At 68.4% G+C, this 12,971-nt stretch carries 13 protein-coding genes; 7 read left to right on the top strand and 6 right to left on the bottom strand.

Features of this window, described 5'->3' with window-relative positions; translation table 11 throughout:
- Positions 1-58: 58 nt before the first annotated feature.
- Entirely contained in the window at positions 59-496 is a 438-nt protein-coding gene (locus FO470_RS04035; RefSeq protein ID WP_144341613.1) for an Lrp/AsnC family transcriptional regulator, read from the top strand.
- A 29-nt stretch (positions 497-525) separates the two neighbouring features.
- Here the strand turns inward: FO470_RS04035 and FO470_RS04030 are convergent, their stop codons facing one another.
- The 5 genes from FO470_RS04030 to FO470_RS04010 all read right to left on the bottom strand — a co-directional run bounded on the left by FO470_RS04030 (position 526) and on the right by FO470_RS04010 (position 5,821).
- The gene (locus tag FO470_RS04030) at positions 526-1,407 is read right to left on the bottom strand and encodes a carbohydrate ABC transporter permease (RefSeq protein ID WP_144341612.1); all 882 of its coding nucleotides are present in this window, start codon (positions 1,405-1,407) and stop codon (positions 526-528) included.
- 127 nt (positions 1,408-1,534) lie between these two features.
- Entirely contained in the window at positions 1,535-2,812 is a 1,278-nt protein-coding gene (locus tag FO470_RS04025; protein ID WP_144341611.1) for an extracellular solute-binding protein, read from the bottom strand.
- Between the two features lie 81 nt (positions 2,813-2,893).
- Entirely contained in the window at positions 2,894-3,691 is a 798-nt protein-coding gene (locus FO470_RS04020) for a carbohydrate ABC transporter permease (RefSeq protein WP_144341610.1), read from the bottom strand.
- Between the two features lie 19 nt (positions 3,692-3,710).
- Positions 3,711-4,844 (bottom strand): ABC transporter ATP-binding protein, encoded by a 1,134-nt coding sequence (locus FO470_RS04015; RefSeq protein ID WP_144341609.1) that lies wholly within the window; start codon positions 4,842-4,844, stop codon positions 3,711-3,713.
- 176 nt (positions 4,845-5,020) lie between these two features.
- Positions 5,021-5,821 carry an SDR family NAD(P)-dependent oxidoreductase gene (locus FO470_RS04010; protein ID WP_186291821.1) on the bottom strand — a complete coding sequence of 267 codons (801 nt, stop codon included), beginning with the start codon at positions 5,819-5,821 and terminating at the stop codon, positions 5,021-5,023.
- 160 nt (positions 5,822-5,981) lie between these two features.
- Between FO470_RS04010 and FO470_RS04005 the strand changes: the two genes are divergently transcribed.
- The 4 genes from FO470_RS04005 to FO470_RS03990 are packed head-to-tail and all read left to right on the top strand — an operon-like array spanning position 5,982 to position 9,846.
- Positions 5,982-6,842 carry a DeoR/GlpR family DNA-binding transcription regulator gene (locus FO470_RS04005; protein ID WP_144342047.1) on the top strand — a complete coding sequence of 287 codons (861 nt, stop codon included), beginning with the start codon at positions 5,982-5,984 and terminating at the stop codon, positions 6,840-6,842.
- Between the two features lie 40 nt (positions 6,843-6,882).
- On the top strand, positions 6,883-7,683 hold the full coding sequence (locus tag FO470_RS04000; RefSeq protein WP_144341608.1) for a BtpA/SgcQ family protein: 801 nt from the start codon (positions 6,883-6,885) through the stop codon (positions 7,681-7,683).
- Positions 7,684-7,711: 28 nt separating this feature from the next.
- Positions 7,712-9,211 (top strand): FGGY-family carbohydrate kinase, encoded by a 1,500-nt coding sequence (locus FO470_RS03995; RefSeq protein WP_144341607.1) that lies wholly within the window; start codon positions 7,712-7,714, stop codon positions 9,209-9,211.
- Complete coding sequence (locus FO470_RS03990) at positions 9,208-9,846, top strand: HAD family hydrolase (protein WP_144341606.1); 639 nt, start codon at positions 9,208-9,210, stop codon at positions 9,844-9,846. Before FO470_RS03995 ends, FO470_RS03990 begins: the two co-directional genes overlap by 4 nt.
- Before the next feature lie 32 nt (positions 9,847-9,878).
- Here the strand turns inward: FO470_RS03990 and FO470_RS03985 are convergent, their stop codons facing one another.
- A complete protein-coding gene (locus FO470_RS03985) occupies positions 9,879-10,340 on the bottom strand; it encodes an Lrp/AsnC family transcriptional regulator (RefSeq protein ID WP_144341605.1) in 462 nt (153 codons plus the stop codon).
- Between the two features lie 182 nt (positions 10,341-10,522).
- Between FO470_RS03985 and alr the strand changes: the two genes are divergently transcribed.
- A complete protein-coding gene (gene alr, locus FO470_RS03980) occupies positions 10,523-11,641 on the top strand; it encodes an alanine racemase (RefSeq protein WP_144341604.1) in 1,119 nt (372 codons plus the stop codon).
- Between the two features lie 30 nt (positions 11,642-11,671).
- Positions 11,672-12,925 carry a D-amino acid dehydrogenase gene (locus FO470_RS03975; RefSeq protein WP_144341603.1) on the top strand — a complete coding sequence of 418 codons (1,254 nt, stop codon included), beginning with the start codon at positions 11,672-11,674 and terminating at the stop codon, positions 12,923-12,925.
- Positions 12,926-12,971 lie beyond the last annotated feature (46 nt).

The following is a 12,971-nucleotide window of genomic DNA, read 5'->3' as shown; positions in this document are numbered from 1 at the left end:
ATTGCCGGATATGATAGGTCTTCTTGCCAAAACGGCGGACACTTCGGACAAAACGTCAGTGGACGATCTCGACCAGAGACTGATCACCCTGCTGCGCCACGACGGACGGCGCAGCCTGTCGGACATCGCGCTGGATCTCGGCGTCTCGCGGGCGACGGTGCGCGCGCGCATGGAGCGTCTGGAACGCTCCGGCACCATCATCGGCTACACGGTCATCCTGCGCGCCGACGCTGTGGAGCTGCCGGTGCGGGGCATCATGATGGTGGAGGTGGAAGGCCATTCGGCCGACCGCGTCATCCAGGCGCTCGGCGGCTTCCCGGAGATATCGAGCGTTCACACGACGAACGGCCGCTGGGACCTCGTCGTCGAACTCTCCACCTCGACGCTGACGGATTTCGACCACGTGCTCCGGCGAATCCGCCTCATCCCCGGCATCACCGGCAGCGAGACCAGCCTGCTGCTGGCGACGCCGCGCAGCACAAGGGCGAAACTGTAACAAGGGCGAAGCCGTGAGCGCGGGCCGCGCTAGCGCCGCCGCTCCAGCGTGGCGAAGAACAGGATGGTGAGGCCCAGCACGATGAGCAGCAGCACGAAGGCGGCGGCCGCGCCCTCGTTGAGCGAGAGGCCGAGGAAGGCCCGGCGATAGGCGAAGAAGCTCAGCACCTCGGTCGCGTTGCCCGGCCCGCCCTTGGTGAGGATGTAGGGCAGGTCGTAGGTGCGGAACTCGTTGATGAGCTGGATGATGACGGCGATCGCCGCCACCGGCCGCAGCATCGGCAGGGTGATGTACCAGAATTGCTGGAGCGGCGTGGCGCCGTCCACCTCCGCGGCCTCGTAGGGGTCGCGCGGCAGCGAGGCGAGGCCGGCGGCGAGGATCAGCACCACGAAGGACGTCTGCTGCCAGATGTCGATGGCCGCCATCGTCCACAGGGCGAGGTCCGCATTGCCCAGCCAGTCGATGCGCGGCAGGCCGAGGCTCTCCATCACCTGGTTGGCGATGCCGAGATTGGGCTGCAGCAGCATGCGCCAGATCAGCGCCACGCTGACCGGCGACATCGCCATCGGGATGGTCAGCACCGCGAAATAGACCGGCTTCATCGTCACCGTGCGGTTGAGCATCAGCGCGATGCCCAGCCCGACGACGAACTCGCCGAGGACGGTGACGAGAGAATATTTGATAGTCAGCCACAGCGCGCTCCAGAACAGCGGATCGGCCATGACGGTGGCGAAGTTCTTCAGCCCGACGAAGGGCTGGAGCATCGGCTTGAGCAGCGTCAGCGAGGAAAGCGAGATGAGCGCCGCATAGACCAGCGGGAAGCCCATGACGACGGCGAGCGTCAGCAGCCCCGGCGCGGCGAAGGCCCAGCCGGTCCGCCAATCCCGATCCGCAAATGCCGGAACGCGCATGCTCGTCTTTCCGTCTCGTCGGGGTCAGAAAAGCCGGCGCGCCGAACCGAGGGGGTGGTCGGCGCGCCGGACGGCAGGCACTTCGGGGGAAGCGCCCGCCAAGGCGATCAGTCGGTGAAGAGCGCGATCATTTGGCGAGAAGCTGGGTCAGGCCGTCGGCCGCCGCCTTCAGCGCGTCCTCGGGCTTGGCCTGGCCGCCGGCCGCCAGCGAGAGCTGGGCGCCCAGCACGTCCTCGTACTGCGCCGAATAGGCGAAGATCGGGAAGGACTTGCCGGAGGCGACGATGTCGAGGCCGGTCTTGTAGAAGGGGTACTTCTTCAGCACCGCCTCATCCTCGAACACGTCCGAGCGCACCGGCGCATGGCCTTCCAGCGCGCGGGCGATCGAGACCTTCTTGCCCTGCACCCACTCGATGAACTTCCAGGCCGCGGCCTTGGATTCGTCGGAGGTGTTCTTCGGAATGCCCCAACCCCAGCCGCCGCTCTCGCCATGGCCGCCGGGCATGACCGACAGCGCCAGCTTGCCGGCGACTTCCGGGCACTTCTCCTTGTTGTCGAGCTGCGGCAGCATCCACCAGTAGGTGACCATGCTGAACGCCTTGCCCGCGCACATCAGGCGCATCGTGTCGTCGAGCGTGGCCGACAGCGCGCCCTGCTGGGCGCCGTTCTGCACGTTGTCGGCGTAGAGCTTGAGCGCGGTCAGCCCTTCCGGGCTGTTCAGCACCACCTTGCGGCCGGCGTCGAGATAGGCGCCGCCGGAGGAGAACAGGTAGTTGGAGAACTCCATGGCGTTCGGATCGCCGCGCTGCGCCTGCATAGCGGCGCCGACGACATTGCCGCCGGCCTTGAAGAACTTGGAGAGCTCCACATACTCGGCGAGCGTCTTCGGCAGGGCGAGTTCCTTGCCGGTCTTGGCCTTGTAGTCGGCCTTGACCTTGGCGTCATCGAGCAGGTCGGCCCGGTAGATCAGGCCCATGGAGTAGTTGTACATGGGCAGGATCGGCGTCGCGTCCTTCGTCTGGCCGAGCAGTTCCAGCATGGACGGGATGAACGGCTTCAGGTCGAAACCGGACTTGGCGATATAGGGGTTCAGATCCTCCAGCCAGCCGGCGGTGGGGAACTCGCCGGCCCACAGGAAATCGACCTCCAGCACATTGTAGTAGCTCTCCGGCGAGACGAGCTGGGCCACCAGCTTGTCGTGCATGTCGCCATAGCCGATCTTCTCGAACTCGATCTTGATGCCGGTTTCCTTCTCGAATTCCGGCAGCAGCTTCTCGATGATCTGCGTCTCCGGCACGTCCTCCATGAGGGCGCGCAGCGTGACGTTCTGGGCGTGCGCCGAACCGGCCGCCGCCAGCAGGGTGGCGCCGAGCAGGGCGGCCTTGAGGCTACACTTCAACTGCATCTGGTTCTCCTGTTCCTCTGGTACGGGCACTGTTTCGCCCGCTTGTTGGCGCGCGCCCGGCCGGGCGCGGCGCAATCGACGTCACTTCACGCTGCCGAAAGTCAGGCCCTGGACGATGAAGCGCTGGATGAAGCGGGAGGCGATCACCAGCGGCAGCACGGCGAGCACCACCCCGGCGGAGACCTTAGCGATCTGCACGCCGTTCGAGGTCTGAAGCGAGGCGAGCGCCACCGGCACGGTGGCGGTCTGCGGACCGCTGAGCACCAGCGCGAACAGGAACTCGTTCCAGGTCAGGATGAAGCCGAGCACGCCGGCCGCCGCGATGCCCGGCAGCGAGACCGGCAGCACGATCCGCCAGAAGGCGCCCCAGGCGGTCGCCCCATCCGTCTGCGCCGCCCATTCGAGATCGACCGGAATGCCCTCGAAGAAGCCCATCAGGATCCAGATGAGGAAGGGCAGGTTCACCGCCGCGTAGACGATGATCAGGCCGGTCAGCGAATTGGTGAGCCCGACGGTGCGCAGCAGCGCGAAGGCAGGCAGCACGATCGCCACCGGCGGCAGCATCTGCGTCGCCAGCACCGCGAAGCGCCCGGTCCGCCCGCCGGTCTTGAAGCGGGCGAAGGCATAGCCGGTCATCGCCGCGAAGGGCAGCGCGACCACGACCGAGCCGAGGGCGACGATCAGGCTGTTGAGGTAGGACTGGCCGTAGCGGGTCGAGGTGAACAGCGCGACGTAATTGTCGAGCGTCGCCGCCGGCATCAGCTCCGGCGAATAGGACAGCGGCTCCGGCAGGAAGCTGGTGCGGACCACCCAGAGGATGGGCAGGAGGATGACGGCGCAGGTCAGAAGCAACCCGAGATGAAGTGCGACGCGCCGCATGGCCTCCCCTCCGCTTCGATCAGGATTTGACGATGCGGAGGGCGGGACGCGGAAAGGCCCGCGTCGTCTCCGGGTCGAACAGATGCATGGGCCGCGCATCGAGGTAGAGCGGAACGCTCGCCCCCACCGGCGCCGTGAAATGACGTGAGAGCCGGGCGGCGATCTCCACCGGCTTTCCGCCCGCGCCGCCGATCTGGCCGACGAGGATGTTCTCAACGCCGAGCGCCTCCATCGCCACCACGGTGACGTCGATGCGCGCGCAGCCGGGCTGGGGCGTCTCGTGCAGGTCCTCGGGACGCAGCCCGAAGATCACCTCGCGCCCGGCCACCGGCGCATAGGCGGTCCGGTGCATGTCCGGCACCGGCACGTCGAGGCCGTCGCCGATGACGGCGAGCCCGTCGCCCCGGCCTTCCAGCCGGGCGGGGATCAGGTTCATCGGCGGCGTGGCGAGGAAGCGGGCGACGAAGGTGTCGACCGGGTTGGCGTAGACCTCCAGCGGCTTGCCGACCTGGATCATGCTGCCCTCGCGCATGATGCAGATGCGGTCGCCCATGGTCATCGCCTCCACCTGGTCGTGGGTGACGTGGACGATGGTGCGGCCGAGCCGGCGGTGCAGCTTCACGAGCTCGAGCCGCATCTCCGCGCGCAGCTGCGCGTCAAGATTGGACAGCGGTTCGTCGAGAAGGAAGGCGACGGGATCGCGCACGATGGCGCGGCCGAGCGCCACGCGCTGGCGCTGGCCGCCCGAGAGCGCCGCCGGCTTGCGGTCGAGATAGGGGGTGAGGCCGAGCAGGCCCGCCGCCTCGCGGATCTTCTCGTCGATGACGGCTTTGCCCACGCCGCGCATCTTGAGACCGAAGCCCATATTGTCGCGCACGCTCATGTGCGGGTAGAGCGCGTAGGACTGGAACACGACGGCGATGTTGCGGTCGCGCGGGGGCACGTTGTTCACGCTCCGCCCGCCGATGCGCAGATCGCCCGAGGAGATGCCCTCCAGCCCGGCGATCATGCGCAGCGTGGTCGACTTCCCGCAGCCCGAGGGGCCGAGGAAGATCACGAACTCGCCTTCTCCGATGGAAAGATCCACGTCACGCACGCCATAGGCGCCGTTGGCGTAGAGCTTGGAGACATGATCGAGCTCGATCGACGACATCAGCAATCCTCTGCCCGGAACGGGAACCACCCCGTCGCGCGGGAAGCACCGGAGGGTTTTCCCAGGCCGGGGCACCGGCAGTTCGCGGATAGTAGTGGAACAAAAACGAACATCGCAAGCACTAATTCGAACGGATCAGTTCTGCAACCGATCACATTCGCACAGCACGCCCGACCTCAGGTCGTGTAGACGCCGCCGGTGACGTTGACGCCCTGCCCGGTCATGAAGCGGGCCTGCTCCGAACACAGGAAGACCACCACGTCGGCGACGTCCTCCGGCTGCTCCAGCCGGCCGAGCGGGGTCTGGGCGATGTAGTCGTCGACCACCCGCTGCGGGGTCACGCCGCGCAGCGTCGCTTCCCACTGCACCTCGCGCGATTGCATGCCGGTCGCCACGAAACCCGGGCAGACGGCATTGACGCGGATTCCCTTGGAGGCAAGCTCGCGGGCCAGCGCCTGCGTCCAGCCGAGGACGGCGAACTTGGACGCCGAGTAATGCGCCAGCAGCGGCGCGCCGACCTTGGCGGCGAGCGAGGCGGTGTTGACGATGCAGCCCTTGCCCTTCGCCACGAAATGCCGGGCCACGATCTGGTTGGTGAGGAACACGCCGCGCGTGTTGACGTCGAAGTTGAAGTCCCACTCCTCGTCGGTCAGTTCCAGCGCCGCCTGCATGGTCGAGACGCCGGCATTGGCGACCAGCAGGTCGCAACCGCCGAGCAGATCGAGCACACGGGCGAACCCCGCCTCGACCGAAGCCCGCTGGCGTACATCCACCTGGACCGCCACGGCGCCGCCGCCAATCGCCACCGCCGCGTCCTCGGCCGCCGCGAGATTGATATCGCCGATCGCGACCCGCACGCCCTGGCGCGCCAGGGCCGTGGCGATGGCCCGCCCGATCCCCGTCGCCGCCCCCGTCACGAAGGCCAGCCGGCCGGAAAGTTCGGGATAGACAGGCGTCGGGGCGGTCGTGGGGATCATGGTCGGCTCCTTATGTTCGACGCGCACTTTATCCGAACATCATCGCACATCAAGAACAATCTGATGTTTGATCTTGTTCGATTGATGCGCTAGAGAGGAGTGGCCGACGCGCGGCGAATCCGTTCATCTCCGACGGATCGCAACGAGGCAGGGTGCAATGATGGCCGACGACGTGTCTTTCCAGGACAAATCCGTTGCCGAACTCGCGGCTGGCGAGGACCGCCAGCGCATGCTCTCGCATGTGCGCCACGCCCGCATTCTCGATCAGCTCGCGCTTTCCGGCTCGATCAGCGTCACCACCATCGCCGCCGAGCTCGGGGTGTCGGACATGACGATCCGCCGCGACCTGCTGGAGCTCGAGCGCGAGGGCCGGCTGGTGCGCGTGCATGGCGGCGCCGTGCTCGCCGAGACCCCGGCCAGCGTCGCCATGGACAGCGAGGAGCCGCGCTTCGACGCGCGCCTGCGCCGCGGCAGCGAGGCCAAGAGCGCCATCGCCGCCTATGCCGCCAGCCTCGTCGCCGGCTACCGCACCGCCGCCATCGACGTGGGCACCACCACCTATCTCATGGCCGGCCATCTGCGCGATGTCGGGCACCTGAAGATCTTCACCAACAGCCTGCGCGTCTCGGCCCTTCTCGACGGCGGCGCGCCCGAGGTCTACGTGGCCGGCGGGCGCGTGCGGGCGGAGGAGATGTCGGTGTGGGGCCCCACCGCCATCGCCCAGTTCGAGAAGCTGTGGTTCGACGTCGCCGTGCTCGGCACCTCGGGCGTCACCGCCGACGGCTTCTTCGATTATTCCTTCGAGGACACCGACATGAAGCGCGTCTATCTGCGCCGGTCGGGCCTGCGCATCCTGCTGTGCGATTCCGCGAAGTTCCAGCGCATGTCGCTGGTGCAGGTCGGCGCCCTCGCCGACATCAACATCCTCGTCACCGATGCCGAACCGCCCCCGCGCATCGCCGCCGCGCTCGCTGCCGCGCGCGTCGACCTGCGCATCGCGCCGCCGGCCCCCGCAGATTGATGCGCCCCGCGCGCGTCCCGTCCCCCAAGGAGTAGTTGGAATGGTATTCGAGTGTTTCGGCGCCAAGAAGAAGGTCGTCATCGCCATGGCCCATATCGGGGCCCTTCCCGGCGCCCCGCTCTATGACGCAGACGGTGGCCTCGACAAGCTGATCGAGGGCGTGCTGGCCGATGTCGAGAAGCTGCAGGCCGGCGGCGTCGACGCCATCATGTTCGGCAACGAGAACGACCGTCCCTACGTCTTCAAGGGTTCGCCCGCCGCGATCGCCGCCATGTCCGCCATCGTCCAGGCGGTCAAGCCGAGCCTGAAGGTGCCGTTCGGCGTCAACTATCTCTGGGATCCGGTCGCCAGCGTCTCCATCGGCGCGGTCACCGGCGCGTCCTTCGTGCGCGAGATCTTCACCGGCCTGTTCGCCTCCGACATGGGCCTGTGGGAGCCGAACGCCGCCGAGGCGGCGCGCCTGCGCCACGACCTGCGCCGCGACGATATGAAGCTGCTCTTCAACATCAACGCCGAGTTCGCCCATTCGCTGGACCAGCGCCCGATCGAGCTGCGCGCCAAGAGCGCCGTCTTCTCCTCGCTCGCCGACGCCATCCTCGTCTCCGGCCCGCTCACCGGCCAACCGGCCGACCAGTCGCACCTCAAGAAGGTGGCCGAAACCGTCAAGGACGTGCCGATCTTCGCCAATACGGGCGTGAACATCGACAACATCCGCGACATCTTCTCCGTCGCCTCCGGCGTCGTCATCGGCACCCATTTCAAGGTCGACGGCAACACCTGGAACCCGGTCGAGGCGGGGCGCGTGTCCCGCTTCATGGACGTCGTGAACGCCATCCGCTGATCCCTCCCTCCTCCCTTCCGGTTGCTTCATGAGCTGCGTTCTCGGCCTCGACATCGGCACGACCTCGACCATCGGCCTGCTTCTCCGGCTTCCGGGGGAGATACTGGGCGTGGTCTCGCGGCCGGTCACGCTGACCTCGAAGCATGCCGGCTGGGCGGAGGAGGATCCCGCGGAATGGTGGGCGAATGTATGCGCCATCACCCGTGAGCTGATCGACACGGCCGGGATCGACCCGGCCGAGATCGCCGCCGTGGGTGTCACCGGCATGCTGCCGGCGGTCGTGCTGCTGGATGCGCAGGGCGGGCTCCTTCGCCCCTCCATCCAGCAGAGCGACGGGCGCTGCGGAGCGGAAGTCGCCGAGCTGCGCGACGAGCGCGACGAGGCCGCCTTCATCGCCAGGGCCGGCAACGGCATCAATCAGCAGCTCGTCACCGCCAAGCTGCGCTGGATCGCCCGACACGAGCCGGACGTCTTCGCGCGCATCGCCACCGTGTTCGGCTCCTATGATTATGTGAACTGGCGCCTCACCGGCGCGCGGGCGGTGGAGCAGAACTGGGCGCTGGAGGCCGGTTTCGTCGACGTGGCGAGCCACGAGATCGACGACGACCTCGTCGCCTGGGCGCGTATCCCGCGCGGTGCCATCCCGCGCAAGACCGCCTCGCATGAGGTGATGGGACGCGTCTCGGCGGAAGGCGCGGTCGAAACCGGCCTCGCCCCCGGCACGCCGGTCATCGGCGGCGCGGCGGACATGATCGCCTCGGCGCTCGGCGCCGGCGTCACCCGGCGCGGCGACATCCTGCTCAAATTCGGCGGCGCCATCGACATCCTCGTCGCCACCGATCAGGTGAAGCCCGATCCGCGCCTCTATCTCGACTATCACCTCATCCCCGGCCTGTTCATGCCCAACGGGTGCATGTCGACCGGCGGCTCGGGACTCAACTGGTTCGTGCGCAACTTCGCCGGCGGCGAGGCGGCGGCCGCCGAGCGCGCCGGGTTGAGCCTGCACCAGCATCTCGACCGCCTCGCCGACGCCCGCCCCGCCGGCGCGGAAGGGCTGACCGTCCTGCCCTATTTCCTCGGCGAGAAGACCCCGATCCACGATCCCGCCGCGCGGGGCGTTGTGGACGGGCTCACCCTCTCGCACGATATCGGCCATGTGTGGCGGGCGCTGCTGGAAGGCTACGCCTACGCCTGCGCCCACCATGTCGAAGTGCTCCGCGACATGGGGCATGCCGCCGCCCGCGTCATGGTCTCCGACGGCGGCTCGAACTCGCGCGTGTGGATGCAGATCATCGCCGATGTGCTCCAGCAGCCCGTCCATCGCCTGAAGGGACATCCCGGATCCTCGCTCGGCGCGGCCTGGACAGCGGCGGTCGGCATCGGCGCGGCGGACTGGGCGGGCATCTCCCGCTTCGTCCAGCAGGACGAGACGCTGGAGCCGAACCCTGCCCATGCACAGGCCTACGCCGCCGGCTATGCACGCTATCGGGATCTCTACCGTCGCCTTGCCGGAAGGGACGCCGCGTGAGCGCTCGCCGGCTGCGCGCGGTCGCGTGGGACATTGACGGTACGCTGATCGACAGCGAGCCCCTGCACCACCGCGCGCTCGTCGCGGCCTGCCGGGCGCTGGGCTCGGACATCTCCGACCTGCCCGACCAGGCGTTTCGCGGCATCCATATGGGCAATGTATGGAAGCAGATCGCGCCGCGCCTGCCGGCGGATGTGGCGCAGGCCGAGTGGCTGGCGCGCATCAACGACCACTATGTGGCCCATCGCAACAGCCTGATCGCGCTTCCCGGCGCCGTGGCCACCATCCGCGCGCTGGCGAGGCTCGGCGTGCCGCAGGTCTGCGTCTCCAATTCCAGCCGCAGCGTCGTGGACGCCAATATCGACGCCCTCGGCATCGCCGACGCCCTCGCCTTCTCGCTTAGCCTCGACGACGTGACGAACGGCAAGCCCGATCCCGAGCCTTACCGGTGCGCCTGCGCGCGGCTCGGGCTGCCCCCGCAGGAGGTCGCGGCGATCGAGGACAGCCGCTCGGGCGCGCTGTCGGCGCGGGCGGCGAGTCTCTACGTCGTCGGCTACACGCCGAGCGGCGGCGGCTTCGACAGCGTCGATCTGGAGATCGACCGGCTGGAGAACATCCTGCCGCTCTTCTCCTGAGGCGCGCTCAACTCGCCCCTCGAGCTTCCCGCCTATTTCGGCCGCCGGCGCGTCGCCAGCACGTTGCGGATCGAAAAGCTGGAATGGATGCGCAACACTCCCGGCAGCGTCGACAGGATGTCGGTGTGGATGCGCTCGAACTCGGCGGCATTCTCCACCTCGACCCGCAGCAGGTAGTCCGCGCCGCCGGTCATCAGGTAGCACTCCTGAATCTCCGGATGCCGGCGCACCGCCGCCTCGAAGCGCGTGAGATAATCCTCGGTCTGGCGCTCCAGCGTGATGTTGATGATCACCGCCATCGCGGCGTCGCGCGCGGAATGGTCGACCAGCGCCGTGTAGCCGCGGATGACGCCGCTGTGCTCCATCAGCCTGATGCGACGCAGGCAGGTCGAGGCGGAAAGCCCCACCTCCTCGGCGATCTTCGCCGTCGGCATGCGCGCGTCGAGGCGCAGCAGGCGCAGGATGTTGCGATCGATGGCGTCGAGCGCGCTCACGGGAGCCTCTGACGGATTCAACGAAAAGATCGTCGATCCTTGCATAGAAAAGTATTCGTTGAAACAAACATGCACGTATCGACCGCCCTTTGCGCGATCCTTGCACTACAATCTCCCTCCGTTCGGCAAGGGGCGTCGGCTGGCGACGCCGGCCGGGATGTCGGCAGGACGGGGACGGACGGATGTTCGGCGAGATTTCGGAACGGCAGGCGACCGACACGGCGCCGGGTATCCTGACCATCGATCTCGGCGCGCTCGTCGCCAATTACCGCGCCTTGCAGCAGCGCGCCGCTCCCGCCCGGGTCGCCGGTGTGGTCAAGGCCGACGCCTACGGTCTCGGCGCCCTTCGCGTGGCCCCGGCCCTCTATGCCGCTGGCTGCCGCGATTTCTTCGTCGTCCAGCTTTCCGAAGCGCTGGCGCTGAAGCCCGCCCTTGGCGCGGACGCCCGCCTTTATGTGCTCAGCGGCCTTCAGCCCGGCGCCGAGCGCACCTGCGCGGAGGCCGGCGTCGTCCCGGTGCTGAACAGCCTCGACCAGATCGACGATTGGTCGCGCCTCGCCCGCGCGCGGGGCGCCGAACTTCCCGCGCTGCTGCAGTTCGATACCGGCATGTCGCGGTTCGGCCTGTCGCCGGAGGAGGCGGAAGCCCTCGCCGCCGATCCGGCGCGCCTCGCCGGCGTGCGCGTGCTTTACCTCATGAGCCATCTCGCCTGCGCCGACGAGCCCGACAACGCGCAGAACGCCGACCAGCTCGCCGCCATGCAGCGCGTGGCGGCCGCCTTCCCCGGCGTCGCGCTGAGCTTCGCCAATTCCGGCGGCATCTTCCTCGGCAACGACTATCACGGCGCGCTCGCGCGTCCGGGCATCGCGCTGTATGGCGGCGCCCCGACTGGCGGAACCGCCAACCCGATGACGCCGGTGGTGCGCCTCGACGTGCGGGTGATCCAGACCCGTACCGTCCCCGCCGGCGCGCGAGTCGGCTATGGCGCCACCCATGTCACCGCCGGCGAGACGCGCCTCGCCACCATCGCGGCCGGCTATGCCGACGGCCTGCCCCGTTCGTTGAGCGATCGCGGCTCCGCCTATCTGGGCGACGTGCGCCTGCCCATCGCCGGGCGCGTCTCCATGGACAGCCTGACGCTCGATGTCACCGCCCTGCCGCCGGGCACGCTTCGGGGCGGCAGCCTCGTCGAGCTGATCGGTCCGCACCAGACGCTGGAGGCCCTCGCGGCCGATGCCGGCACCATCTCCTACGAAATCCTCACCGGCCTCGGGACGCGCTACCACCGCGTCTACCGCTGAGCCGCACCAAAGAACCAGCCAGAGGCCATCATGAAGATCGTTGTTCTCGGAGCCGGCGTCATCGGCGTCACCTCCGCCTATTACCTCGCCAAGGCGGGACACGAGGTGACGGTGCTGGACCGCCAGACCGGCCCGGCGCTGGAGACCAGCTTCGCCAATGCCGGCGAGGTCTCGCCCGGCTATGCCTCGCCCTGGGCCGCGCCCGGCATCCCGGTGAAGGCGGTCAAATGGCTGTTCATGAAGCACGCCCCGCTGGTCATCCGTCCGATGGCGGACCTCGCGACCTGGCGCTGGATGCTGGCGATGCTCGGCAACTGCACCGCCGCCCGCTACGCGCTGAACAAGGGCCGTATGGTGCGGATCGCCGAATACAGCCGCGATTGCCTGATGGCGCTGCGGGCGGAGACCGGCATTGCCTATGACGAGCGCATGCAGGGCACGCTGCAGGTGTTCCGCACCCAGAAACAGCTCGACGGCATCGGCAAGGACATCGAGGTGCTCAAGGCCGACGGCGTGCCCTTCGAGGTGCTCGACCGCGCCGGCTGCGTCGCCGCCGAGCCCGGTCTCGCTCCCGCGGCCTCAAAGATCGTCGGCGGCCTGCGCCTGCCGGACGACGAGACCGGCGACTGCTTCAAGTTCACCAACGCGCTGGCCAAGCTCTGCGAGGGGCTGGGGGTCACCTTCCGCTACGGCGTCGATATCCGCCGGCTGAAGGTCGCGGATGGCCGGCTCACCGGCGTCGAAACGGCGACGGGCGAGGTCGGCGCCGATCTCTACGTCCTCGCCCTCGGCAGCTACGCTCCCGCTCTGGTGCAGCCGCTCGGCCTCGACCTGCCGGTCTATCCGGTGAAGGGCTACTCGCTCACCGTGCCGATCGTCGACGCCGCCCGCGCCCCGGTCTCCACCGTGATGGACGAGACCTACAAGGTCGCCATCACCCGGCTGGGAGACCGCATCCGCATCGGTGGCATGGCGGAAATCGCCGGCTTCAACCTCGACCTGCCGCCGGCGCGGCGCGCGACGCTGGAGCACTCGGCCGAGGACCTGTTCGGCGGCGCCGGCGACCAGAGCCGGGCGACCTTCTGGTGCGGCCTGCGCCCGATGACGCCGGATGGCACGCCGGTCATCGGCCCCACGCGCTACCCCAACCTCTTCCTCAATGCCGGCCACGGCACGCTGGGCTGGACCATGTCCTGCGGCTCGGGCCGCGTGCTCGCCGATCTGGTCAGCGGCCGCAAGCCCGACATCGAGGCGGCCGACCTCTCGCTCGCCCGCTACGCCTAAGGTCGAAGCTCCATTTGCATGCAAGCGGCCCTCCAGCCGCTTGCCC

Source organism: Ancylobacter moscoviensis, from assembly GCF_007559435.1.
In the GTDB taxonomy this organism is placed as follows: domain Bacteria; phylum Pseudomonadota; class Alphaproteobacteria; order Rhizobiales; family Xanthobacteraceae; genus Ancylobacter; species Ancylobacter moscoviensis.
The sequence above is the reverse complement of the archived record's forward strand: the minus strand, read 5'-3'. Positions and strand labels throughout refer to the sequence as shown.